The 24,500-nt window shown below is 54.5% G+C and carries 26 protein-coding genes; 13 read left to right on the top strand and 13 right to left on the bottom strand.

What is annotated here, in order from left to right; all coding sequences use genetic code 11:
• Nucleotides 1-93 precede the first annotated feature (93 nt).
• From L1F30_RS16925 to serA, 7 genes are all read right to left on the bottom strand, one after another.
• On the bottom strand, nt 94-315 hold the full coding sequence (locus tag L1F30_RS16925) for a PH domain-containing protein (RefSeq protein ID WP_253358011.1): 222 nt from the start codon (nt 313-315) through the stop codon (nt 94-96).
• Nucleotides 316-509: 194 nt separating this feature from the next.
• On the bottom strand, nt 510-743 hold the full coding sequence (locus L1F30_RS16920; RefSeq protein ID WP_253358010.1) for a hypothetical protein: 234 nt from the start codon (nt 741-743) through the stop codon (nt 510-512).
• Nucleotides 744-774: 31 nt separating this feature from the next.
• Nucleotides 775-978: a hypothetical protein gene (locus L1F30_RS16915; protein ID WP_253358009.1), complete on the bottom strand. Its 204-nt coding sequence runs from the start codon at nt 976-978 to the stop codon at nt 775-777.
• A gap of 8 nt (nt 979-986) precedes the next feature.
• On the bottom strand, nt 987-1,844 hold the full coding sequence (locus L1F30_RS16910; RefSeq protein ID WP_253358008.1) for an SPFH domain-containing protein: 858 nt from the start codon (nt 1,842-1,844) through the stop codon (nt 987-989).
• An 84-nt stretch (nt 1,845-1,928) separates the two neighbouring features.
• Nucleotides 1,929-2,756: a tetratricopeptide repeat protein gene (locus L1F30_RS16905; protein ID WP_253358007.1), complete on the bottom strand. Its 828-nt coding sequence runs from the start codon at nt 2,754-2,756 to the stop codon at nt 1,929-1,931.
• Nucleotides 2,757-2,792: 36 nt separating this feature from the next.
• Complete coding sequence (rarD, locus tag L1F30_RS16900; protein ID WP_253358006.1) at nt 2,793-3,692, bottom strand: EamA family transporter RarD; 900 nt, start codon at nt 3,690-3,692, stop codon at nt 2,793-2,795.
• Nucleotides 3,693-3,801: 109 nt separating this feature from the next.
• The gene (serA, locus tag L1F30_RS16895) at nt 3,802-5,028 is read right to left on the bottom strand and encodes a phosphoglycerate dehydrogenase (RefSeq protein WP_253358005.1); all 1,227 of its coding nucleotides are present in this window, start codon (nt 5,026-5,028) and stop codon (nt 3,802-3,804) included.
• A gap of 298 nt (nt 5,029-5,326) precedes the next feature.
• On the opposite strand from serA, the gene L1F30_RS16890 reads away from it, so the two are divergent.
• The 5 genes from L1F30_RS16890 to L1F30_RS16870 all read left to right on the top strand — a co-directional run bounded on the left by L1F30_RS16890 (nt 5,327) and on the right by L1F30_RS16870 (nt 9,341).
• Nucleotides 5,327-6,013 carry a fumarylacetoacetate hydrolase family protein gene (locus tag L1F30_RS16890; RefSeq protein ID WP_253358004.1) on the top strand — a complete coding sequence of 229 codons (687 nt, stop codon included), beginning with the start codon at nt 5,327-5,329 and terminating at the stop codon, nt 6,011-6,013.
• Nucleotides 6,014-6,061: 48 nt separating this feature from the next.
• A complete protein-coding gene (locus tag L1F30_RS16885) occupies nt 6,062-6,802 on the top strand; it encodes an SDR family oxidoreductase (protein WP_253358003.1) in 741 nt (246 codons plus the stop codon).
• A 34-nt stretch (nt 6,803-6,836) separates the two neighbouring features.
• Nucleotides 6,837-7,388, top strand: a complete 552-nt coding sequence (locus L1F30_RS16880; RefSeq protein ID WP_253358002.1) for a hypothetical protein — start codon at nt 6,837-6,839, stop codon at nt 7,386-7,388.
• A 133-nt stretch (nt 7,389-7,521) separates the two neighbouring features.
• Nucleotides 7,522-7,992 (top strand): thioredoxin family protein, encoded by a 471-nt coding sequence (locus L1F30_RS16875; protein ID WP_253358001.1) that lies wholly within the window; start codon nt 7,522-7,524, stop codon nt 7,990-7,992.
• A gap of 35 nt (nt 7,993-8,027) precedes the next feature.
• Nucleotides 8,028-9,341, top strand: a complete 1,314-nt coding sequence (locus tag L1F30_RS16870; RefSeq protein ID WP_253358000.1) for an amidohydrolase — start codon at nt 8,028-8,030, stop codon at nt 9,339-9,341.
• Nucleotides 9,342-9,470: 129 nt separating this feature from the next.
• Here the strand turns inward: L1F30_RS16870 and traF are convergent, their stop codons facing one another.
• Nucleotides 9,471-10,895, bottom strand: a complete 1,425-nt coding sequence (gene traF / locus L1F30_RS16865) for a conjugal transfer protein TraF (protein WP_253357999.1) — start codon at nt 10,893-10,895, stop codon at nt 9,471-9,473.
• Nucleotides 10,896-11,016: 121 nt separating this feature from the next.
• On the opposite strand from traF, the gene L1F30_RS16860 reads away from it, so the two are divergent.
• From L1F30_RS16860 to L1F30_RS16840, 5 genes are all read left to right on the top strand, one after another.
• The gene (locus L1F30_RS16860; protein ID WP_253357998.1) at nt 11,017-12,417 is read left to right on the top strand and encodes an HDOD domain-containing protein; all 1,401 of its coding nucleotides are present in this window, start codon (nt 11,017-11,019) and stop codon (nt 12,415-12,417) included.
• A gap of 248 nt (nt 12,418-12,665) precedes the next feature.
• Nucleotides 12,666-12,995, top strand: a complete 330-nt coding sequence (locus L1F30_RS16855) for a hypothetical protein (protein WP_253357997.1) — start codon at nt 12,666-12,668, stop codon at nt 12,993-12,995.
• Between the two features lie 9 nt (nt 12,996-13,004).
• On the top strand, nt 13,005-13,256 hold the full coding sequence (locus L1F30_RS16850; RefSeq protein WP_253357996.1) for a hypothetical protein: 252 nt from the start codon (nt 13,005-13,007) through the stop codon (nt 13,254-13,256).
• 169 nt (nt 13,257-13,425) lie between these two features.
• Entirely contained in the window at nt 13,426-14,139 is a 714-nt protein-coding gene (locus L1F30_RS16845; RefSeq protein WP_253357995.1) for a transposase, read from the top strand.
• 149 nt (nt 14,140-14,288) lie between these two features.
• Nucleotides 14,289-14,804: a hypothetical protein gene (locus tag L1F30_RS16840; RefSeq protein WP_253357994.1), complete on the top strand. Its 516-nt coding sequence runs from the start codon at nt 14,289-14,291 to the stop codon at nt 14,802-14,804.
• Between the two features lie 115 nt (nt 14,805-14,919).
• Here the strand turns inward: L1F30_RS16840 and L1F30_RS16835 are convergent, their stop codons facing one another.
• From L1F30_RS16835 to L1F30_RS16825, 3 genes are read right to left on the bottom strand one after another with little or no spacing between them, the layout of a single operon-like run.
• Nucleotides 14,920-16,287 (bottom strand): NAD(P)(+) transhydrogenase (Re/Si-specific) subunit beta, encoded by a 1,368-nt coding sequence (locus L1F30_RS16835; protein WP_253357993.1) that lies wholly within the window; start codon nt 16,285-16,287, stop codon nt 14,920-14,922.
• On the bottom strand, nt 16,284-16,592 hold the full coding sequence (locus L1F30_RS16830; RefSeq protein ID WP_253357992.1) for an NAD(P) transhydrogenase subunit alpha: 309 nt from the start codon (nt 16,590-16,592) through the stop codon (nt 16,284-16,286). Before L1F30_RS16830 ends, L1F30_RS16835 begins: the two co-directional genes overlap by 4 nt.
• A gap of 28 nt (nt 16,593-16,620) precedes the next feature.
• Nucleotides 16,621-17,766, bottom strand: coding sequence for a Re/Si-specific NAD(P)(+) transhydrogenase subunit alpha (locus tag L1F30_RS16825; protein WP_253357991.1), 1,146 nt, complete (start codon nt 17,764-17,766; stop codon nt 16,621-16,623).
• Between the two features lie 495 nt (nt 17,767-18,261).
• Between L1F30_RS16825 and L1F30_RS16820 the strand changes: the two genes are divergently transcribed.
• The 3 genes from L1F30_RS16820 (at nt 18,262) to L1F30_RS16810 (ending at nt 21,390) form a co-directional block, all read left to right on the top strand.
• Entirely contained in the window at nt 18,262-19,755 is a 1,494-nt protein-coding gene (locus tag L1F30_RS16820; protein ID WP_253357990.1) for an aldehyde dehydrogenase, read from the top strand.
• A gap of 139 nt (nt 19,756-19,894) precedes the next feature.
• Nucleotides 19,895-20,206, top strand: coding sequence for a DUF4156 domain-containing protein (locus L1F30_RS16815; RefSeq protein ID WP_253357989.1), 312 nt, complete (start codon nt 19,895-19,897; stop codon nt 20,204-20,206).
• Nucleotides 20,207-20,340: 134 nt separating this feature from the next.
• Complete coding sequence (locus L1F30_RS16810) at nt 20,341-21,390, top strand: calcium/sodium antiporter (protein ID WP_253357988.1); 1,050 nt, start codon at nt 20,341-20,343, stop codon at nt 21,388-21,390.
• 10 nt (nt 21,391-21,400) lie between these two features.
• On the opposite strand, the gene L1F30_RS16805 is transcribed toward L1F30_RS16810, so the two are convergent.
• Both L1F30_RS16805 and L1F30_RS16800 read right to left on the bottom strand, forming a co-directional pair.
• Entirely contained in the window at nt 21,401-23,059 is a 1,659-nt protein-coding gene (locus L1F30_RS16805; protein ID WP_253357987.1) for a B-box zinc finger protein, read from the bottom strand.
• A gap of 2 nt (nt 23,060-23,061) precedes the next feature.
• The gene (locus L1F30_RS16800; protein WP_253357986.1) at nt 23,062-24,486 is read right to left on the bottom strand and encodes a rhomboid family intramembrane serine protease; all 1,425 of its coding nucleotides are present in this window, start codon (nt 24,484-24,486) and stop codon (nt 23,062-23,064) included.
• Nucleotides 24,487-24,500 lie beyond the last annotated feature (14 nt).

Raw genomic sequence — 24,500 nt, 5'->3', positions numbered from 1 at the left:
GTGGTGCCCAGTCTCGTAAATGGGCATGGCAGGCACCACGTCGATTACCCGACAGTTACACGCCAACCTATATAAATCAATCGGTTAGCAGTGCTAACTGGCGGCTTTTTGGCAGCCTGAGGGCGTTGTGGCCCAGCCGATGGCGGCGAGGAATCCGGCTTTATCTGCCGGCGAAATCAGCAAGCACTTGCCGTTGTTGTAGGTGAGCTGCAGTTTATCGAACGACAGTGCCGGGCCCGATAGCGGCGTATTGGTGGGCGTAATGGCGGTGATATCGCTACAGCGCAGGTGCCAGCTAAAAGGCCCGCAGCGCACCCGCTGCCGTCCGACAAATCTACAGGCATGGAATCTGGGGCGGAGTTTGTGACCGTCACCCGCATGGACGCGGGTGTCGAGACTACATGGATGTATTTACGGCGTGTCACAAACTGCGCCCCAGATTTCATGTCCAGACATCGCTTAGAAACTCTGCGATATTGGTAGTATCAATGTCTGTCTTCCATGGAGACTTAAACTATGGGGCAGCAGTGGCAGCGCACCCGCAGTTGATTGCCGTCTACCTCGTAATAGGTTGCCAAAAACATGCTCGCACACAGCAGGCAGCTGGCCGTTGAAATGGCCAGGGCAATCCAGAAGCCCGTGTCACTTGCCGGTACCGCGAGCAAGCTTGCCGGTGCCGCCAAAACAGCAAGGCCAATGATGCCCGCCAGGAGCGGGTCTTTTTTGGAGTAAAAGCGTTTCATACTTTGCCTCTCCTTTTGCTAGTGCTCGATATTAGTTCTCGCTGCCGTCGTTTTTTGTGGCTTGTAATTCGGTCACCACTTTCTGCACCAGTTTTACCCGGCCACTTTTTACCAACGCCTCGCGCAGCACATATTCAATTTGGGCGTTCAGGCTGCGCAGATCGTCGTCGGCCCAGCGCTGCATGGCAGCGAGAACCGATTCGTTAATGCGTAGCGGGTATGCTTTTTTGGCCACAGGGCAACCTAGTAGAGTGAGCCGGTATTGAGTACCGGCTGGGCGTTATTTTCACCGCACAGCACCACCAGCAAATTGCTGACCATGGCGGCTTTGCGCTCGTCGTCCAGCTCTACAACCTCTTCACTGGCGAGCTGTTCGATGGCGTCTTTCACCATGCCCACAGCGCCCTGCACAATGATCTTGCGGGCAGCCAACACGGCGCTTGCCTGCTGACGCTGGAGCATGGCTTGGGCAATCTCCGGCGAGTAGGCCAGGTGCGAAAGCCGGGCCTCCAGTACTTCAACGCCAGCTTTGCCCAGGCGCTCTTGCACTTCCTCACGCAATTTTTCAGCAATGGCAGTTGAGTGGCCGCGCAGGGTGAGGCGGTGATCGTCTGTGTCGTGCTCGTAGGGGTAGCTGGTGGCCAGGTTGCGCAGCGCTGCCTCGCTTTGGATAGACACATAGTTTTCGTAGTCGTCTACCTCAAAAACGGCGTCAAAGGTATCTACAACGCGCCACACCACCACCGCCGCAATCTCGATGGGGTTGCCGTTGGCATCGTTCACCTTAAGCCTGCCGCTTTCAAAGTTGCGCACCCGCAGGCTAACGGCACTTTTACTGTACAGCGGGTTGTTCCAGCGCAGGCCGGGGCGGCGCTCGGTGCCTTTATAGTTGCCGAACAACTGCAGCACACGGCCCTGGTTCGGGTGCACCATGTACAGGCCAAACCAGCAGATAAACACAATGATCGTGCCCAATACGGCTAGCACTTTCACAAGGCCCGGGGCTGCAAAAATGAAAAACACACCCGCCAGTTGCGCCACCATTAACACCACCAGCATGGTATAGCCAGACACGCTCTTGCCATCATATTCCTTATGCATGGCGATTCTCCTTTGTTGTTGTGATATCAATTTGATATCAAATTAGCGCTGCAGAAGGGAGAAGTCAAGGGTGTACGGCGGTGTTCAGTATGGGGTAACAGGTTGGGGTGCCCAGCTGCGCAAGCGGCGCGTTACGGCGTTGCGAATGCCGGCATTGGCCGAAAGCTCCAAATCGTAGCGCCGCTCTTTGGCCTCGCCGTGGCCGGCGCGCTGGGCCAGGGTAAACCAGAACAGGGCATCGGCGGCGCTTGCTTGCACAAACTTGCCATCAAAGTAGATGTTGCCAAGGGCAAACTGGGCATCGGCGAAGTTCATGTTGGCAGCGCGGGTGAGGGCCTTCAGGCCATCTTTCACATCGCTCCAGTGCTGGTTGGGGAAGGAGTCTGCCAGGGTGAGCTGAATCACGCCGTACATAAACAGCCCTTCGGGCTGGCCGGTTTCGGCGGCGCGCCGGAGGTAGTGCATCATGGTGGTGGGGTTGAAGCGGTCGGGCTCAATGCTGCCGCCGTAGATTTCACCCAGTGCCAGCATGGCCGTCACATCGCCAAGTTCGGCAGATTTTTTATACAGGGTAATGGCGCGATCCAGATTTTGATCGGTGCCCAGGCCCAGCGCGTACTTGGCGGCCGTGTGGTTGAGTGCCGGTGGGAAGCCGTGATCTGCGCCTTTGTGGCAGAGGTTAAAAGAGCGGTGCAGATCTGCCTCAACACCCAGGCCCTGTTCGTACATCAAACACAGCAAATAGGCGGCGCGCAAATCACCGGCGCGGTCGCCGGCTTCCAGCAGCGGCAGGGCGTCTTGGTAGCGCTGCTCATCAAAGGCGTTGGCCGCGGCTGCAAAATCATTGGCACTGGCGGGCTGGGCGCACAGGCCTGTGAAAAGAACCAGGGTAAAAATAGCGTGGCGAGGCATGCAACATCCTTGATTTGGGGTGCCTTTTGGGGGCCATCATAGCGGCCGCTGGGTGATGGGTCTACGCCGTGCCCGCCAGAGCACATCGGCACAGAAGCAGGCCACGCCCGCCCAAATAAAGCTGAAGGTGGTGGTTTTTGCCGCCCCAAACGCTTCGCCATACACCCACACCGCCAGGAAGAACATCAAGGTGGGGCCTATGTACTGCAAGAACCCCATGGTGGTGTATTGAATCTTGCGCGCGGCCGAGGCAAACATCATCAGCGGCACGGTACTCACCGGGCCAAACACCGCCAGCAGCGCCCAGTGGGTGTCGGTTAGCTGGGCAAAGGTGGCCTGGCCATACACCCACAAATAGGCCAAGGCAGGTAGCAGCAGGTAAGTACACTCGATCATCATGCCGTTGAGGCTATCAATCGGCGCCAGTTTGCGAATCAGCCCATAGAGCGCGAAGGAGGCCGCCATGCCGAGCGCAAGCCAGGGCACAGAGCCAAACACGGCAACCTCAATGGCTACCCCGGTGCAGGCCAGTGCCACGGCCAGCCACTGCAACGGGCGCAGCCGCTCACTTAAAAAAACGCCGCCCAGGGCCATGTTCAGCAGCGGGTTGATGTAATAGGCAAGGCTTGCCTCCAGCACTTTGCCGGTGTTCACGGCGTACACAAACAAAAACCAGTTGCCGCCCAGCAACAGGGTAGAGGCCAGCAGTGCCGCCATCATTTTGGGTTTGCGAAAGAAACCAAGCAGCTGCGGCAGCCGCCGGGTCACTAAAATGGCCAGCAACACAAACAGCCAAGACCACGCTATGCGGTGGGCCACAAGCTCCAGCGGCGGGATGATGGCGATGGCTTTCAAAAAGATGGGGAACAGGCCCCATAGAAAAAACGCACCCACTGCCAGGCCTACGCCCAGCTTTTGCTCTCTGGTAAATTCCAACGCTTGTGTCCTAGCTTGTGGCCGCGGGGCACGCGTCTTGGGTGCGCGTTTCAGGCAGCAATAAAAAAGGCCGCGAATGCGGCCTTTTGCGAATCGGCAATAGGGCCAATCAGAACAAGACGCGGCAGCGAATGGTTCCCTCAACTTCGCGCACTTTTTCCAGTGCGGTTTCGGAGTTGACGGCGTCTACTTCAATCACAACATAGCCCACTTTCTCGTTGGTCTGCAGGTGTTGGCCAATGATGTTGATGTTGTTTTCGGAAAACAGGCGGTTAATGGCCGACATCACGCCCGGCACATTGTGGTGTACGTGCAGCAAGCGGTGTACGTTGGCGTGCGCAGACAATGCCACTTCCGGGAAGTTAACGGAGCTTGTGGTAGTGCCGTTATCCGAGAATTTAATCAACTTCTCTGCCACTTCCACGCCGATGTTGGCTTGCGCCTCTACGGTGGAGCCGCCGATGTGGGGGGTAAGAATCACGTTGTCGAACTCGCGCAGCGGCGAAATAAACTCGTCTTGCGGGCCCTTGGGCTCAACGGGGAATACATCAATGGCTGCGCCCGAGAGTTTTTTGTCTTTCAAGGTGGCGGCCAGTGCGTCTATGTCTACCACCGTGCCGCGCGAGGCGTTCAGCAAAATGGCACCCTGCTTCATGAGCGCCAGCTGCTCCGGGCCAATCATCATCTTGGTATCGCTGGTTTCCGGTACGTGCAGGCTTACGATGTCGGCGCGCGCCAGCAGGGTTTCCAGGCTCACCTGTTCGGCATTGCCCAGTGGCAGCTTGGTTACCACATCGGCAAACAGCACCTTCATGCCCAATGATTCCGCCAGTACGCTCACCTGGGTGCCAATTGAGCCGTAGCCGATAATACCCAGGGTTTTGCCGCGAATCTCAAAGGAGCCTTCGGCCGATTTCATCCAGCCACCCCGGTGGCACAGGGCGTTTTTCTCGGGAATACCGCGCAGCAATAAGATGGCCTCGGCAATTACCAGCTCGGCTACCGAACGGGTGTTGGAGTAGGGCGCGTTAAATACCGCCACGCCGTGCTCTTGGGCGGCCAACAAATCCACCTGGTTGGTGCCTATGCAAAAGCAGCCCACAGCGATGAGTTTGGGTGCGGCCTCAAATACTTCACGGGTAAGCTGGGTGCGCGAGCGCAGGCCGATGAAGTGGGCGTCTTTGGCGCTTTCCAGCAACTGATCTTCGGGCAGGGCAGTTTTGTGGTACTCGATGTTGGTGTAACCTGCTTCAGTCAGCTTATCTACCGCGGACTGGTGCACCCCTTCGAGCAAAAGGAATTTGATTTTGCTTTTGTCCAGAGACACCTTCGCCATGGATACCACCTTAAAATGTTGCTGTCGCTGGCCGCCTGATAAGGGGCCGGGGAAAATGGGGCGCCATAATACCACAGCTCCCCGGCAGGCCAATGGCCGGCGCGCAATCAATACGCGATAGCCGCCATTTTTTGTAAGAATGCTGCCACTTGTTGTTAAAAGCACTGGGCCTTTTACGCGAGTGTGCCGAAAAACCCTGCCATTGCTGCAGCCACTGCTGTGCCAGCGGCGGCAAAGAGTGAATCTTGCCAGCTGGCGTTTAGCTAGCGGCTGGGTGTAACCATCAGGACCAATAGCTATGACCGATACCCCCACCGCTTACCGCCACAGATTCACAGGCCCCCAGGCCTTTGTTGAACGCCTGCACACACTGCCGGTGGGGAAAATCCTGTGCGTTGGCCAAAACTATGCCGACCACATTGCTGAAATGAACAGCAAGCGCGCGCCCGAGCCCATGCTGTTTATCAAAACCGCCATATGCGCCTGCCCCATGGAGGCGGGTTTTCGCGTGCCCACCCGCTGGGGCAGCTGCCATTTCGAAACGGAAATGAGCGTGTTGATTGATCGGCCCTTAATAGAGGCAAGCCTGGAAGACGCGCGCTCGGCCATAGCGGCGGTGGGCCTGGCATTCGATCTCACACTGCGGGAATTACAGGCGCAATTTAAAAGCCAGGGCCACCCCTGGGAGAAGGCCAAAGGGTTCACCGGCAGTGCGCCGCTCTCGCACTTTGTGCCGCCACCGCCAGATGTGCAAAATGTTGATCTGCGCCTGTACCACAACGGGCAATTGCGCCAACAGGGCAATACCCGCGCGATGATCACCCCGGTGGCAGAGTTGCTGGCCTACGCCAGCCAGTTTTTTCAGTTAAACCCCGGTGACGTGCTGTTAACGGGCACGCCTGCCGGTGTGGGCCCCTTGGCCGTCGGCGACCAACTGGTGTGTGAGCTGGGCGACTGGCTGCGGGTGCAATCGCAGGTTCGCTAAGCGCCTACCCACAGCAATGAAAATAACCACAACAATAATGGCACCACCATGACAGACGTTATCTATATCACCGGCGCCTCCAGTGGCCTGGGCCGGCAAATGGCCATCGAGTTTGCCCGCCGCGGCCACAAGCTCGCCCTGACTGCACGCCGGCTTGAAAACTTGCACAGGTTAAAAACAGAGTTGGTTGCCGAAACTGGCGTAGAGGTGTGGGTGGGGCAGCTGGATGTTACCGATGCCGCCGCTGTATCGGCCAGTATTCAAGCAGCCCATAGCCATTTTGGGCGGCTTGATAAGGTCATCGCCAATGCCGGCGTGGGGTACAGCCAGCGTGTAGGGCGCCTGGCTTTTGAATTGGCCAAGGCCACAATAGATACCAATGTCACGGGCCTGATGGCCACAGTGGATGCCGCCGTGCGCCTGTTCAAACAGCAGGGCTGCGGCCACATTGTGGCCATTGGCAGTGTGGCGGGCTTTCGCGGGTTGCCGGGTGCGGCCGTTTACAGCGCCTCAAAGGCTGCGGTAACCACTTACATGCAGGCGCTGCGCGCAGAGCTGCACCGCCACCCCATTGATGTCACGGTTTTATGGCCGGGCTATATCGATACGCCCATCAATCAATCGGCCCGCTCGCGCCCGTTTGAAATTTCGGTAGAGCTTGGCGGCCGCTTGTTGGCTAACTTGATTGAAGCGCGTGTAACCAGCGCCACTGTGCCCCGTTGGCCCTGGGCGCTGGTGGCCCGTGTGCTGCGCATTGTGCCCACGGGCCTGCTGGCACGTTTTGGTTAGCGCGCACGGGCGTAAACAGGTAAAAGGGAGTGTTATGCAGCGCTATGTAATTACGTTACTGGTGGTAATGGTGCTGGCCCTGTTGGGGCTGGGGGTGGCACCCAAGGCGCTGGCCTGGCGGCCTGATCCGCTGTTGGTGTTGCCCATGGTGTTTGGCTATGTGGTGCTTGTGTGTTTGTTTTTAGAGCGCGCCATTGAAGTGTTTTTATCGGCACTGCGCGGCGGCGGTGCCGACCGGCTTGATCAACAACTGCAAAGCTTTGACGCCATCCACAAGCTCGATACTGAAGCCCGTGCAGAATTTCAGGCGCTGCAATTGGCCCGCGCAGACTACCGCAGCCACTCGCGTTTAATTGCCCAGCAAATGGGCCTGTGCATGGGCTTATTAATTGCACTGGTGGGTTTGCGTATTTTGGAGCAACTTGTGGTGGCACCGCCTGCAGGCTTGCAGGGCCGTTGGTTTACCTGCATTGATATTTTGCTCACCGGCAGCGTATTGGCCGGTGGCAGCGATGCGGTAAATAAACTCACCAAAGCCTACAGCCAGCTGATGGCCAGTATGGCTAATAAGCGGATAAACCAGTAATGGCGTTTGCCAGAACTATTCATTAACCAGAGCACAGAAAATGAATTTACCCATGCAGTTAGGCAGCCCCGGTTTTTGCCATTATAAAAGCATTCATGTGCAAAGAATTTGCGCAAATATTTGCGGCGTTTTAATGCTCAGCATTGCGCTGTGTACACAAGCCTTTGCCGCAGATGATCACCCAGAGCCCGCGGCCCGGCCCTTGTTGATAGGCGAGGTAAGCGCAGAGCAAATACTGGCCCACCCGGCCTTTAGCCCCTACAGGCAAGACACATTAGATGCAGCCGCGCACGAAGCGTTACTGCGCCAACGGGGCGCACACACCATTGAATGGGTGCTGCTATTTGGTAGTTGGTGCCACGACAGCCAGCGCGAAGTGCCACAAATCTTAGCACTGGCAAACCAGCACCCAACCATTGCACTAACAGCCATTGCGGTAGACGAGCAAAAGCGCGCGCCCGCCGAGTTTACCGAGCGCTATAAGCTTAAGTACACACCCACACTCATCGTCTTTAAAGATGGTGTTGAAGTAGGGCGCATTATTGAACGCCCCGATACAAATTGGGCGGCAGACATTGCCGCCAAGTTAGATGCAGCGCACTAATTGATTAAACAACAATAAATTGCAAAGGAATTATTATGAAAAAGCTCGCCCTTTCATTATGTGTTGCCTTGCTGGCAAGTAACGTACAGGCGGATTTGCGTGCAGACATAGAGCGCGATTATCAAAAACATTTGTCGCCCCTGTTTGAGCACTTTCATAAGCACCCGGAGCTTTCGCACCTGGAATTTAAAACCGCCAAGCGCTTGGCCAAAGAGTTGCGCGCAGCCGGTTTTGAAGTAACCGAAGGTGTGGGCAAAACCGGTGTTGTGGCCATTATGAAAAACGGCAAAGGCCCGCTGGTGATGATGCGCGCCGACATGGACGGCCTGCCAGTGCAGGAAAAATCGGGCCTGCCCTACGCCTCAAAAGATACCCAAAAAGATTGGGATGGCAAGCTGGTGCCGGTAATGCACGCCTGCGGCCACGATGTACACATCACAAGCCTTGTGGGTACCGCACGCCAGATGGCCGCGCGCAAAAGCGAATGGCAGGGCACCCTGATGCTCGTAGGCCAGCCTGCCGAAGAGCGCGTGGGCGGTGCCAAAGGCATGATGGAAGATGGCATCTGGCAGCGCTTTGGCCAGCCTGATTACGCCATGGCGTTACACGTGAGTTCCGAAATTGAAGCTGGCAAATTAGTGGCCGTAGAAGGTTCACCCTATTCCGGTGTGGATAGCCTGGATATCATCGTACCGGGCATTGGCGCGCACGGTGCATCGCCCCACCGCGGTAAAGACCCGGTGGTAATTGCCTCGCAAATTGTATTGGCCTTGCAAACCATTGTGAGCCGTGAAATTGCGCCCAAAGAGCCTTCGGTAATTACCGTGGGTTCATTTCATGCAGGCACCAAACACAATATTATTTCCGATGAAGCCCGCCTGCAGGTCACAGTGCGCAACGACAGCTGGGAAACCCGCGAGTATTTAATGAAAGCCATCGAGCGCGTAGCGGTAAATACCGGCCGCGCAGCCGGCTTGCCGGAAGACAAATTGCCCAAGGTAATCATTAGCGATGAACCCACGCCGCCCACTGTTAACAACATTCCACTTACCCAGCGCTTAAAAACCGCCTGGGCCAAGGCGCTGGGCGATGATATTTTCGACCCGAATTACCGCCGCCTGGGCATGGGTGCCGAAGACTTCCCGTTCTTTACCACAGAGCCCTACATTCCCAGTGTCTACTTTCAGGTAGGCGGCACGCCCAAAGCAGATTTTGAACGCGAAAAGGCAGGCGGCGCGCCGGTGCCAAGCCACCACAGCCCGCTGTTTAAAATCACACCCAAGCCCGCGGTAACCACGGGCGTTGAGGCCACCGTAATTGCATTAATGGAATTAATGCCAAAATCTTAAGATGCCTGTGGCAATTATTGGCCGTTGATTTTTACGGTGCCGTGCCGCAGGGCAAAAGCAGTGCGCCAATGCCCGTGGCTTCGCTAAATAGCACGGGTGTTGGCTTCAAGATTGTGGGCGGCGGGCAAGTTAAAAGGCGAATGTCACGCCCAAACTTGCGCTGGCGCCCCGCGGCAGGCTGGTGCCCTCAATGGTCACCTTATCGGTGGAGCTGGATACATCAAGGTTCAGGTGGCGAAACAGGGTAACGCCCAGGCTGTAAATACTCACTTCACTGCCGGCGCGATTGGTGCGGTAGCCCAGCCGTACATTGGGCACCCAGAAGTTGTCGCCATGCCAACCGGCGCTTAGCTGCATCCACTGGTGTTCTTCACCCAGTGCATCGGTGGTCACCTGGGGCTCGTAGTAGCCGCTCAAGGCCCAACTTCGATCGGCAGTGTACAGGCTCGCTTCCACACTGATTTTTGCTTCTTGGGTGTAGCTACTCAAGCCATCAATGACGGCGGCAACTTCGGCTGAGTAACTGCTGGTGTCTACCTCGTTGAAATCGAATTCAGGCTCCAGCACATCTTCGGCACTCACGCCAAGGCTCAGGTGTTGGCTCACCCAGAGCGCGCCCACATCCAGGCTGAAGTTGCTGCTGGTTTCTTTCTCGGCGTCGCGAATGTCGTCAAACAGCGCCTCTGAATCGGTGATATCGCCAATGCGCGGCACCACGCGGCTAAGGCCCATTTGTACCCATTTGGGCTTCACCCCAAGGTGCAGCTGGCTGCTGCCGGTGCTAATGGCGTAGCTGTAACTCATACCCAGGCTGCGCTTTTCTGCTGCGCGCACCGCCAAGAGGCTATCGTTACTGAAGCTGCCGGTAACATCGCCGGTGCTGGGGTTAATGGTGAGCGTAATGCCGCCGGTTAAATCGAAGGTGGTGATTGGGTCGCCGGGCATCAGCATATAGGCTGAATCCAGTTCCGTTTGCGCGACGTTGGCGTCGAAATTAAACGGGTCTATTACGCTCAGTGCGGAGGCCGAGCCGCTGTAGTCAAATTCAAACCCCAGGGTGCCGCCCAGTATGTTGTGGTTAATAATAAACGTGGTGTAAAGGCCTGCATCGGCATTGGCGTAGCCCTCGTCAGATACCGCATCCAGCAGGCGCACCACGCGCATGGCTTCTACTTCGGCCTCCGCAATAATGCTGGCAAAGTCGGGTGCGTTGGGGTCGAAGGCGTTAAAGCTGATGCCCTCTATAACGCCGTTGGTATCTGCAATGGCTTCTGCCAGCTCGTCGTACTGATCAAACAGTTCTTCCACATCGCCGTATTCAACCCCGGCGCCCATAAACACCCCGCCAATAACGCTCGCGTCTTTGGCGCGGGTGCGATCAAAACTCGCGGCGGCGGGGTTGGCACTGAGTGACAGCAGGCTTTGGCCGTTACTCAGGCCGCCGGTGGTAACCGCGGGCCCGTGCAGGGCGAATCCGGCGCCGGCGTGGCTGCTGGTGGCAAAGCCTAATGTGAGTGCCACAGTGGCGGTACGTGATAAAGCGCAGTGGGGCATTGTCTGTCTCCATGACGGGGGGTGAAAAAAAAGTATAGGCACTGATTTTCCGCAGGGGGTGCTAGTCTTAGTGGAACGGCGCGCCAAAATACGGTGGGCGGCGCAAAAGCGGGAGACAAGCATGGCGGTAAAGGGCGTAGATGCCTGGGTTAGCAAGCTCAATGCAGTGGATTTGCCGGTGCTGGGCTCGGTGGTGAAAACCCTCAATCAACTCACCACCAACGACGACACCCGCGTGAACCAATTGAGTGAGGTGGTGCTGAAGGATTCCAACCTCACCTCCCAGCTGCTGCGCGCCGCCAATAGCACCCACTTCAACCCCGGTGGTGGCAATATCAACACCATTACCCGCGCCATTATTCAGGTGGGCTTTGAAGGCGTTAAGAATATCTGCATTTCGCTGCTGCTGGTTGACCAGCTATTGGGCGATAACCCCCGCGCACGCCTGCTACAGGTGATGGCTCGCGCTTTTCATGCGGCATTGCAGGCCAAGGCGCTGGTACCCACCGGCAATGCCGACGAGCGCGAAGAAGTGTTTATTGCCGCGCTCTTGTATCACGTGGGCGAAATGGCGGTGTGGTCTAAGGGGGGCGCGCAAGCCGATCAGCTTGATAGCCTGATAACCTCAGGCGTTGAGGAGCCCGAAGCCTGTGCGCAGGTGTTGTCGCTGCAGTTTAACCAGCTCACCCGCGAGCTCGTGAAAAACTGGCACCTGAGCCCGCTGCTCAGCCAAATTCTCACCAACCGCGCCAATAACACACCCCTCGCGCAGGCGGTATTGTTGGGTGACTCCCTAAGCAAGGCGAGCTACTACGGTTGGGAAACCGAAGACACCGCCAAAGTAGTAAAAGATCTTGCCGCCTTTCGCAACCTAAGTCCTGAAGAGGCCTTTGCCGATGCCCAAGCCATGGCAGAGCAAGCCGCCGATGTGGTAACCGCCTTTGGTGCTGAGCGCATTTCGCGCCTGATTCCCATCGCCGGGCGCGAGCCCGTACAAGTAGTTACCATCGAGCCAGACCCGAGTTTCCAGCTAAAAGTGCTGCGCGATCTTTCCAGCGCCGTGCAGCAGGGCACAGATGTAAACACCCTCTTCCAGATAGTGATGGAGGGCCTCTACAAAGGTGTGGGGCTCGACCGGGTGGGCGTTGTGCTATTGGTGCGTGAACAACTCATGATGCGCTACGCCCTGGGCCCCCAGGCACCGCTTTGGCGCGAACAACTGGTAGTGAAATCCACCGAGCAAAACTTCTTTTCCGTTGCGCTTAACTACGCCCAGCCCGAGTATTTCGATAGCGCCCGTGTTATCAGCGTGTCGCACCTGTACACGGGCGTACTGCAACCCATGCTAAACACCGTACCCTGCATTATTGCGCCTATTGAAATCGCAGGCCGCCGCTCGGCACTGTTTTACGCCGACAAAATCGGCCAGCCCATCACCGAAGATCAACAGGCTGCCTTCGGCCACTTCACCATGCAGGCCCAGCAATCGCTAACGGCCTTGGCGCTCAGAAGCCGCAAGTGACATCCATAATCTTTTAGCTGTTTATTTCATGGCTTTGGGCCGTAATATTTATTTGGATCGCCAATAGGTGCGAGCTAAGTTATCCTTTGGTATATCAATAACTCTGACCCTATTGATCTGCTGTATCGTTCGTAAAAAACTAGAAGGTGGCTGGAATCTTGTTGAGTGGCTTCAATGATTGATCGTGTCGCATCTCAGGACAAAAAATTAGAAACTGAAGCAGGTGATCACTCTCTCGTGAGATAGTTATGAGAATATTCTATATATTGTTGGTTGTTTTTCTAGTTGGCTGTTGGGACTCAACAAACGGTCCAGTACTCTTCAACGACTCTGGTGAATCGTTAACTATCGAAATATTTTATAAAGATGACAAAGGTATGAGTTATCATTTTGATAGTGGAGAGCGATTAATTGTGTCTGAAAGTAATAAAACTATCGCTAAAGTTAGAATTTATGATGAGCACGGTGGTGAACTAATTTTTGATAAAGATGATTTTCTTTACTATTTAGATGGCTCTTCTCCAAAAATGATTCGTATAAGTGCTGGGTTGGCTGTAGAGGTTGTTGATAGGTTTTAGATAGGATCAATGGGTGACCCTATTGATCTCTGTGGTGGTGCCTTAGGAAAAATGAGTAGAGAAATCTTTTTTAGAATATTGGGGGGCGTGCTTGTTCTTTGTTTGGGTGTGCCTTGTCAGTTATCGATAAATTCTGAAACTATGAATTTTTGGGGTGCAATGTTGCAAACCCCAATGATGTGGTTGCTTTATTTATTGGTCGGTTTTTCTATATCAGAATATATTTATAACTATCTTGGCAGAAGAAAGGGTGATCAATAGGGTCAGAGTGGAATGGCACTAAGTTAAGGGTTTCTAGCTTAATAGCCAATTACATGCTTAGTTAACTCTGAACGGGCCATTAGTATTTGGATCAATGGGGTCAGAGTCATTGATTTTATAGCCTAGGCCACCTAGGCTTGGGCTATGTGTGATTCATGGAGGAATCCCTTTGGCCCGTTTACCTCGTCTCTATCTTCCCGGTTGTGCCCAACATGTTATCCAGCGCGGTAATAACCGCGAAGCCTGCTTTTACGATGAAGCAGATTACAGGGCGTATCTCTCTTTTCTTAAGGATGCGGCAGCTAAGTACGATGTTGCTATCCATGCGTTTGTGTTAATGACCAACCACGTTCACCTGTTGGCAACCCCTAGCAGCGAGCAAAGCGTCAGCCGTATGATGCAGGCATTGGGCCGAAAGTATGTTCAGTATTTTAATTTCACCTACAACCGTACGGGTACTTTGTGGGAAGGCCGTTACAAATCTACGTTGGTGAGTGAGAATAATTATTTATTAACGGTGTACCGCTATATTGAACTAAACCCCGTGCGCGCCAATATGGTGGCCCATGCCGCTGATTACCCTTGGTCCAGTTATCAGGGCAATGCATTGGGGAAGCCAATCCAGTTGCTGACGGCGCATCCTCTCTATAACCAGCTGGGCAAAAATAATGCAGATCGCCAAAAGGCGTACCGCGGTTTATTCCGTGGCCGCATGGCCGAGTGCGACGTGAGAGCGATAGGTGAGGCCACCAATAAAGCCTGGGTTTTAGGCGATGATCGATTTAAGGCGCAAATAGAAGCCAAGACCGGGCGCAGAGCCTCGCCATCTGGGCGAGGTGGTGATAGGAAATCGGCTGAATACAGAGGGGTTGGTAAGGATTAATGACTCTGACCCTATTGATCCTGACCCTATTGATCCGTCCTTATACTCCAATAGATCCGGTTCTTCCCTTGGCGAGTCAATGAGCTATTTACTAGAGAATAGAACTCGTTTCACACCTGTAGATAAAGGTACAGCGAGAGGTTTGATATATGGGCCTTAGTCTTCGATCAATTTGTATGATTTTTTGCTTTCTAATGCTTGGATGTGAGCGATACTCTCCGTCTGAAGATGCGGAAATTACCGCAAAATTTTCTAAGACGGAAATTGTGGATGGAGAAGATTTCGTAGTGACTTTCACAATTACTTCTTTAAAAAATGGTGTTGTCGATCTCCCCAAAAATCGCCTATGTTCAATTCGCTTTTTGCTTCGCAATGGCTCAGGAGAAGAAGGTGAAAGATTTTGTTTAAATGAACAGTCGGAAAAAGTTCGACTGTCTCCGAGCAAGGAGTTTAGTTTTGACGTAAGTGGGCGTCTGCTAAAAAAGAATAATCATTGGATATTCAAGTTTGCTGATGATGTATATGTGACTTTTGAAAAAAGTGATGAGCTATATTTAATGTTGGAATATCTTTCGAGTTTGTTTGAGTCAGAATCGAATATTCACCTTCGAAGCCCTATCCCGGTTACGATCCAAGAGCACAAGGTGTTCATAGGAGGGCAATGATCAATAGATCAATGGGATCAAAGATCAATGCAGGGATCAATGGGTGACCCTATTGATCGAACGCTTTAAATTAAAAACCGCGCCTGTGAGCGCGGTTTTTTGTTCAGGCTTTTTGCTACGCCGCAAACTCGCCGGCAATAGTTTGAATGGAAGCCTTGGCATCGCCAAACAGCATGCGTACGTTCTCTTTGAAAAACAGCGGGTTTTCAACACCTGAGTAGCCGGCGTTCATGCCGCGCTTGAGTACAAACACGGTGCGCGCTTCGCTCACGTTGATTACCGGCATGCCGTAGATGGGGCTGCCCTGGTCTTCGGTGGCGGCCGGGTTTACGGTATCGTTGGCGCCAATCACGATGGCTACATCCACACTGCCCATTTGCGGGTTGATGGCGTCCATTTCCATCAGCTGGTCGTAGGGTACGCTGGCCTCGGCCAGCAGTACGTTCATGTGGCCCGGCATGCGGCCCGCCACCGGGTGAATGGCGTAGCGCACCTGGCAGCCGTTGTTTTCCAGGTGATCGGCCAGCTCGCGCACCACGTGTTGCGCTTGCGATACGGCCATACCGTAACCGGGTACGAATACCACATTGGTTGCCGCTTCCAGAATCAGGTAGGCATCGTCGCAGTTGATGGGTTTGATTTCGCCTTCAACTACGGTGGTGGATTTTTTCACCGCTTTGAAGCCCGAGAACAATACGTTTGCCAGCGAGCGGTTCATGGCCTTGCACATGATGTTGGTAAGAATGATACCGCTGGCACCCACCAAGGCACCGGACACAATTAGCAGGTTGTTGTTAAGCACAAAACCGGCGGCGCAGGCGGCAAGGCCCGAGTAGGAGTTCAACAGGGAAATCACCACGGGCATGTCGGCGCCGCCAATGGGAATTACCAGCATGATGCCGAATATCAGTGCTATGCCAATTACCGCATACAGGTGCACGGAATCGGTGGTTGGTGATTCAACAAACCAGAAGGCGTTGAGCAGCAGCGTGAGCACAATCAACCCGTTTACCACCGCCTGGCCGGTAAAGGTGATGGCGCGGCCCGGCAATTTTTCAGAAAGTTTGCCCCAGGCGATGAATGAGCCGGAGAGTGTTACGCCGCCGATCAGAATCGAAAGCACAATGGTAATGGCCACAAAGGTTGTGGCATCGCCGCCGTAAAGTGCGGCCCAACCCACCAGCAAACTGGCAGCGCCGCCAAAGCCGTTAAACAATGCCACCATTTCTGGCATGGTGGTCATGGCGACCAGGCGGGCGGCCAATACACCAATGATGCTGCCGAGCAACATGGCGCCCACAATCCAGCTGAAGCTGATGATTTGTTTATCGAGCAGGGTAACGGCAATGGCAACCAGCATGGCGAGAGCAGAAAGTGCGTTGCCGCGGCGTGCAGTGGCCGGTGAGCCGAGCATTTTCAGGCCCAGAATAAATCCGAGTGCCGAAAGAATGTAGGCAAAGTTAATGATCAGTGCGCTGCTCATTTCGCACCCCCTTGCGCTTTTTTCTTGAACATGGCGAGCATCCGGTCGGTCACCAGGTAGCCGCCCACCACGTTGATGGTGGCAAGGGTAACTGCGCCTGCGCCTAACCAGGTAGCCAGTTGCGCGTGTTCGGCACCGGCGCTAACCAGTGCACCTACTAGAGTGATACCACTGATGGCGTTCGAGCCACTCATGAGTGGTGTGTGCAAGGTGGCGGGCACCTTGGCGATGAGTTCAAAGCCCACAAAGATGGCGAGCATCAATATGAACGTGAGGTATACCAGTTGTTGAATTTCTGGCGTCATGGGGTTTACTCCTGAATCTTGGTTGGCGTTAGGCCGCGGCCTGCGCCCGGGCATTTTTTATCACGGCATTTACCAGCTCACCGCCGTGGGTGATTACACAACCTTTAAGAATTTCTTCTTCCAAATTCAGGCTGAAGCTGGCGTCTTCTTTTTGCCAATAATCAAATACCAAATTAATGAGATTGTTGGAGTACATTTGGCTGGCATTTTGTGCCACCCGCCCCGGCAGGTTGCGGTAGCCAATCACTTTTACGCCGCCGATATCCACTTCGCGGTCTGGCTCTGAGCCTTCAACGTTGCCGCCGCTGTCTACCGCCATGTCTACCACAATGGCACCGGGTTTCATTACCGCGAGCATTTCTTTGGTGATAATGCGCGGTGCCTTGCGGCCAAATACCTGGGCCGTGGTGATTACGATGTCGCTATTGGCCATCACGTTCATTTGGCCTTGGCGTTGCATTTCAATTTGCTCTGCCGTGAGCTGTTTGGCGTAGCCGCCGGCGGTTTGGCCGGTTTCACCCAGGTCTATTTCCAAAAACTTGGCACCCAGCGATTCCACCTGTTCTTTTACAACGGGGCGTGTATCGAAGGCATCTACCCGTGCGCCCAGGCGCTTGGCGGTAGCGATCGCCTGAAGGCCTGCTACGCCTGCACCAATCACAAATACCCGCGCCGGGGTAATGGTGCCTGCGGGTGTCATCATCATGGGCAGAATGCGATCCAGCCTGTCTGCAGCCAATACCACCATGGCGTAGCCCGCCAGGTTTGCCTGGGATGAGAGGGCGTCCATTTTTTGGCTGCGGGTGATGCGCGGAATCATTTCCATGCTGATGGCGGTGACGCCCTGCTTGGCAAAGGCATCTACAAGTGCGTGCTCGTTGAATGGATCTAGAAACGAGATGTGAATGGCGCCGCGCTTGAGCTTGGTTATTTCATCGAGCGGGGGTTTACGCAACCGCAAAAGCACGTCTGCCTGGCCGAGCAGTGCATCGCGGCTTACGGCCAGGGTGGCACCCACTTCGGTATAGGCACAATCGGGTATTTGCAGTGATGCACCCAAGCCCGTTTCAATTACCACGGTGGCGTTGGCCGCTACCAGTTTTTTTACCCCATCCGGTAGCAGGGGTACGCGGGTTTCTCCCGCGTCCAGTTCTCTGGGGATACCGATTAACATGTGTTGTCTTCCTCTGTAGCACCCGCCCTTTTTTTGTCGGTATGACACCGGCTGTATTTTCAGCCTTTGGCCTCGGCTGAACCTTCAGCCGGGAAATTGCGGTAGGCCATAATAGCTAAGGCTATTAGCCTGCTGCCACCTATAGATGTCATAAATAAAGGTAATGATTCTGTAGTTTGGTTACAAAAAAATGTATTCGCTTGCGTTGAAATTGTAAAAATCGGCTTTTTGTTGCACGAAAGCACCAGTTTTCTGTGCAATTTTTAAGCAAGTAAATTAGCGAAGTTACAGTATTTGCCCGCCCTATAACGACAATAGATACATTTAATGAGTGCGATAGCATCCAGAAGCGCAAGCCTAGCCTGTTAGCAGCTTAGCCCTATTCCCCAGATTTATATTGGCTAGCGCTGATATTTAGTGTGTGGATACCAATTTGGGTCATTTGGCTTTTGACTGGAGGCGCTACAATGGAGCCATTATTGAGGAGTAGACACTATGGCTGATTTGACCTTTAAAGACTGGTGCGCACGTGCTGAGTCAATATCTATTGAAGGCCGCGCTTTCATTGATGGCGCTTATGTTGATGCGGCATCGGGCAATACCCGCCCAACCATCAACCCTGCCACCGGTGAAACCTTGGCGCAGGTTGCCAGCTGTGGCCCGGAAGATGCCGATCGCGCCATTGCCTCGGCCAAAGCCGTGTTTGAAGCCGGCACCTGGGCAAACAAGGCGCCCTCTGAGCGCAAAGCAGTGCTGGTGCGCTGGGCTGAGTTGATTGAGGCAAATAAAGAAGAGCTTGCGCTGTTGGAATCGCTGGATGTGGGTAAGCCCATTAGCGATACCCTGAATGTGGACGTGCCGGCAGCGGCGCGCACCTTGCGCTGGAGTGGCGAGGCCATTGATAAATTTTATGATCAAGTGGCACCCACGCCCCACGATACCCTGGCGCTTGTTACACGCTTGCCGCTGGGTGTAGTGGCGGCCATTGTGCCTTGGAACTTCCCCTTTTCTACCACCGCCTGGAAAATTGCGCCGGCCATTGCCACCGGAAACTCCGTGGTGTTAAAGCCTGCCTCCAATACCCCGCTTACCGCATTAAGGGTTGCGGGCCTGGCCAAAGAAGCGGGGCTGCCCGATGGCGTGCTGCAGGTATTGCCGGGGCCTGGCGGTAGCCTGGGCAGCCACCTGGCCAAGCATATGGATGTAGAAGGGCTTACATTCACAGGCTCCACACCCGTGGGCAAAATGCTCATGGAGTATGCGGGCCAATCAAATCTCAAACGCACATTTCTGGAATTGGGTGGCAAGAGCCCGAACATCGTGTTTGCCGATGCCAATTTGGACAAGGCCGCGGCTATGGCCGCAACTGCCGTGTTTTATAACGGCGGCCAAACCTGCACGGCGGGCACGCGCTTGCTGGTTGAGCGCAGTATTCACGATGCGTTTGTGGCCAAGGTAATAGAACACGCCAAAGGCTGGGCGCCCGGCAACCCGCTAGACCCGTCAACCAGCATGGGCCCCATGGTGGATGAGGCGCAATACAACACTGTGGCCGAATACGTGCAAATTGGCTGTGACGAGGGTGCAACCCTGGCCTTTGGCGGCAAGCGTGTTGAGGTTACCGAAGGCGGTTATTATCACCAGCCCACCATTTTCACCGGTGCCAACAACAAAATGCGCATTGCCCAGGAGGAAATTTTCGGCCCGGTGATGACCGTTATCCCCTTTGATACAGAAGCAGAGGCCATTGAAATTGCCAACGATTCCATTTTCGGCCTGGCCGGTGCGGTATGGAGCCGCGATATCAACGTGGCACACCGCGTAGCTAAAGCCGTGCGCGTGGGTACTATGGGCATCAATAACTACTTCGGTGGCGACATGACAGTGCCCTTTGGCGGCTTTAAGCAATCGGGTAACGGGCGCGACAAATCCATGCACGCCTTTGATGATTACACCGAGCTTAAAACCACCTGGATTGAGTTCGACTAAATCCGCGCAAGAAAACAGCGCCCCAGAGAGGGCGCTTTTTTTTTGCCTGTTTTTCGTAATTGCGCGCACTGCCCCTTGCGCATTGCGCGCGCTTCGGTAAAGTGGGCGCAGTTAATTTTTCTCAGTCAAGGAGTGCGCTATGCGAATTCTTCCCCTCGTTGGTTTGTCAGCCTTGGCCGCGGCCTGTACCTGGGTAGAACCCAAGCCAGAGGCGGCTCATATTTCTGTAGAGCCGTTAAGCGACGTACAACATTGTGATCGCCTGGGTGAAACCACCTCCAAGGGCGTTAGCAAGGTAGGCATTTTTGTACGCAAAGATGAAAAGGTAATGGACGAGCTGGCAGCGTTGGCCAAAGATTCCGCCTTCAACATGGGCGGGAATCGCCTGGTGCGCGAGTCGGAATTAAAGAGTGATGGCTCAATGACCTTTGGCATTTACCGCTGCCCGTAACTGCAGTGTTAACAGTTAATTAAAGCCGGCAATCGCCGGCTTTTTTGTGGGCGAAATATTTATCAGGGCACCCCTGTTTTATTGGCAATGAAAGCCTCATATTGCGCACATCTACTCCCCTTAGGTTGGTGCCTATGTTCAGTGTATTGATGTTTGTTACAGGCCTTGCGTTGCTGGTGGCAGGTGCCAACTGGCTTATTAACGGCGCCGCACAGCTGGCAAACCGCTGGGGTGTTTCGCCGTTGGTAATCGGCCTTACGGTGGTGGCCTTTGGCACCAGTGCGCCGGAGTTTGCAGTAAGCATTGAAGCGGCCATTGCCGGGCAGGATTCCGTGGGCCTTGGCAATGTTGTGGGTAGCAACATTTTTAACGTGCTGTTTATCCTGGGTTTAACGGCGCTCATTGTGCCCTTGGTGGTGGGGCATCAATTGATTCGGCGGGATGTACCGGTAATGATTGGCGCAAGCCTTTTGGTGTGGTGGCTTGCCCGCGATGGCCGGTTTTCCCACGCCGATGGCGCACTCTTGTTTGCAGGCCTGCTTGGCTACCTGGGTTATGTGTTTTACCAAAGCTCGCGCCAGGATGAAAACCTGGCCCTACCCCTGGAGTTACAAGCCCACGCACCTGCCTGGCGCAGTGCAGTAAGCGTGTTGTTTGGCCTTGCCATGCTGGTGCTGGGTTCGCGCTGGTTGTTAGAGGCGGTAGTGGCCTTTGCCACCTATTTGGGTGTAAGCGACTTGGTTATTGGCCTCACCCTGGTTGCCGCCGGCACTTCGCTGCCGGAAGTGGTGGCCTCTATTGCTGCGGCTATAAAAGGCCAGCGCGATATGGCCGTGGGCAATGTGGTGGGTAGTAATATTTTTAACTTGCTGGGCGTGTTGGGTTTATCGAGCCTGCTGGCGCCTGTTGGTCTTACCGCACCCGCGAGCCTTGTGGCGGTAGATGTGCCGGTGATGTGTTTGGTGGCGCTCATGTGCTTGCCTATTTTCTTTACCGGCGCCCGGGTAGATCGCTTTGAAGGTTGCCTGTTTTTATTGGGCTATGTGGCCTACACCACCTACCTTGTATTTGCAGCACTTGCCCACCCGTTGGTGTGGATGGGCGATGCGGTATTTTTGTTTCTGCTGCCTGTGGGCTTGTTGATCATCGCGCAGGTTGTACAGCAATTACAGGATCCGGATTAACGCCTGCCGCCTAAAGTTTGAAATCTATGGGCGGGAGGTCGTTGTCATCGGTTGAGGGTTTTGATTCTGCCTCAGCGGCCTGCGTTGAATCAGGCTCGGCTTTTTTCGCCCCCGGTTTTACGCCGCTGGGAATACGCGTGGGGCGGCTGCCGAGCACCCGCTGCTCATGGGTTAAGTGTTCATCATTTAATTGTTCTGCATCGGCTTCGCGTTTGGGCTTGATCAACTTAGCGCCTTTGGGTGCGCCGCCCCTTCGGGTTACGGTTTTGGCAAGCTCGGCTTTGGCGGCCTCGGTACGTGCGGCAACTTCTGCAGCCCGGGCCTCTGCCTTCTGTTCTGCGCGGCGTTTAATATTGGCCACCAGTTGCTGGCACTGCGCGAGCTGCTTGCCCATGTTGGGCATGTCTGCCAGGGCTTCACACATCAGCTCGTAGGCAGCCACCAGGCGCGGGTAGTCGGGCGCTTGCTTGTGCAGGCCATTGAGTAGCTTGAGTGTAGAGCGCGCGTCGCCATTGCTGTAGCACTGCTCGGCCAGCAGGTGGCGTAGCCTGGGCGCCTCTGGCTGGTAGCCTGGCAGGGCGCGCAGCAAACGTTTGTAGCTGGGGTACACCTGCTCTTTGCGCTCGGACTTAAACAAAAAATCAAAAAAGTGCGGGGCAAAGCGGCTTAGCCGTTCAGGCAGATTAACATTGCAGAGGTAGTCAAAGCAGCGCAGGTAGTAGCTTGCCTGGTCTGGGAACTTGCTGTTTGCCTCTGCAAATAAATCCACCACTTTGTTGTATTGTGCCTCTTTCAGGGCGATGTCTATGCGGGCGTTGTGCAGCTCCATTTCAGAGCGTTCAAGGGCTTCGCCATCTTCGGCGCGGGCAGTAAAACCCAGCTCGGCCTGATACTGGAAAATCATATAACCCATGATGTGAAACACCACCACGGTGTAAAAATTCGACACCGCCGATTGTAAAAACGCCGCCAGAAAATCCACGGTGCCAATGATTTCATGCAGCACGCTTACCGATGCGGTCATTACTAAAATTAGCCCCAGGAGCACCCCGTAGGGTAGGCCAATGGCCAGAATCAAACGCAAGATACTGGCGGGGTTAATGGCCTCAAGCCAGCTCTGGTTGATGGCAAATAAAATAATAACGGCGGGGAAACCCAGCACAAACAGCACACCCACAAGCTTGGCCAGGCCCTCGCTGATGGCCATTTCTATGCCAATCACTACGGCTGTCATCACTACGACTATTGCCAGCAATTGAAATAGCAATACCACCCCGCCTTCATAGGCGTGGGTGATATCTGGCGCTGTGAGCTTGCCTTGCGCGGTGTTTTCCAGGCAGGCAAAGCTGTAGCGCATCATCGCGCCGGTTGCGATTAAATAAATAGCAATGGCAAAGGGCAGCACAGAGAGCGCCGAGGTAAGCAGCGATACGACGACAATCAGCGTAAGTGATTGGCTTGCCAGCGGGTAGCGAAATGCCTGTTGCAAGCGCCGCCAGAATGGCTCGGCGCTGTTGCTTGCGCCCAGGCTTTCAAGCTTGCCGCCGCAGTGAATGCAGCGCTCCGGCATTTTGCTGTGATCTACACAGTGATCACACAAAAAATGTGCGCAGTGATCGCAGTGAAAGGTGGCCGCGCTCAACGGGTGATATTGGCAATAATCCTTCATGGTTAAATTCCCGCCCATTCCTGCGCTAGCGCTTCATAGCGCTTGGCCTTGGTGGGTTTATGCAGTGCCTTAAATGCCAGTGCAAGTTTCTTGGCGAGCACGCCCAGGGATTCGTGCGGTTTGGCATCTTGCTGGAGGCTCGCAAACACCACTTCGGCGGCGCCTAAATCGTGCAGTGCGGTAAGCCGCACGGTGAGCTGGTAGCGCAGCTCGGCATCGAGCAGAGCCAGTGCTTGTGGCTGGGCTTTTACCAGTTCACTTTGTTGCTGTAATTGCCGTTGTGATTCGGGCACCAGCCCCAGCAAGAGCGCTTGCGATTGACGCTGCGCTTGTTCGGAATCCAGTTGGGTAAGTTGCACGCGCAATTGGGCAAGCCGCAAGTTCGCGCCAAATCGTTCAATGGCGGCGTCCACCGCTTTAATGGCAGCAGCAAAGCGAAATTGCTCTATGTGGGTGTAGATATCGGCCAGGGCTTGTTGAAACGGATCTATGCTTTGATCTTCTTCCACGTAGGCTTTATCAATGGTTTTCGGGCTGATGAAGTAGTTGCCCAGCATCAACAAACTGCCGGCTACAAAACCGCCCGCGTGCGCCATAAACGCCACGTTGGAGCCGCCGTCTGTATAAAAGCTTACAATTTCCTTGCCAATGTAAATGGGCAGAATAACCAGCGCCGGTGCGCGCATGTAGCCCACCACCACAAAAAACCAATAGAAGAACTCGATTTTCTTCAGCCGGAAAATCGCCAGGTACATGGCCATGACACCCGAGATTGCGCCAGAGGCGCCCACCAGGGTGGTGGTGCTTGAAAAATCTACAGCAGCGTGGGCCAGGCCACCGGCAACACCGGATAGTAAATAAAAGCCCAAAAAGCGCAGGTGGCCAATGGCGGCCTCTACGGCAAAGCCGCAAAATACCAGGAAAAATAAATTGCCCAGCAAATGCATCACATCGCCGTGCAAAAACTGGTGGCTGATGAGGGTGGTGAATGAAAGCTCGGCGGGTTTCAGGCCGTAGGCGTTAAAGCTGAGATTTTCTATCAGGCGGTTTATCTTGCCGCGATGCTCCAGCCAGCGATCGGCATTTTGAAAGCCGATGAGTTGGTAGGGGTTGCGAAACACATGCTGATAGAAATCGGTGCGCAATAGGATGTGCACCATTAAATCCTGTGTTTGCTTATCATCGTGTAGATCAAGTAAATCATCGAGCGCATCCAGCTCGTTTTGTGCTTTAAGGTAGTCTTGAATAAGCGGCCATTCAATTTCCAGAAAATTCTGTTCTTCGTAGGTGCTAAGCGCGCTGTAGATTTTGTTGTTGTCGTCGCCTTGGTAGAAGAAAAACACCAAAATATTAAGCAGCACAATGCCAATGAGCACTGTGGGGGTGTGGCGCGCATCGAAGCGCTTTTCAGTGGGCAGAATAATCACGTGTGACTCCGTGT

It is taken from the genome of Simiduia sp. 21SJ11W-1, from assembly GCF_024138675.1.
GTDB lineage: Bacteria > Pseudomonadota > Gammaproteobacteria > Pseudomonadales > Cellvibrionaceae > Simiduia.
Note: the sequence above shows the minus strand (reverse complement) of the source record. Positions and strands in the feature narration are given on the sequence as shown.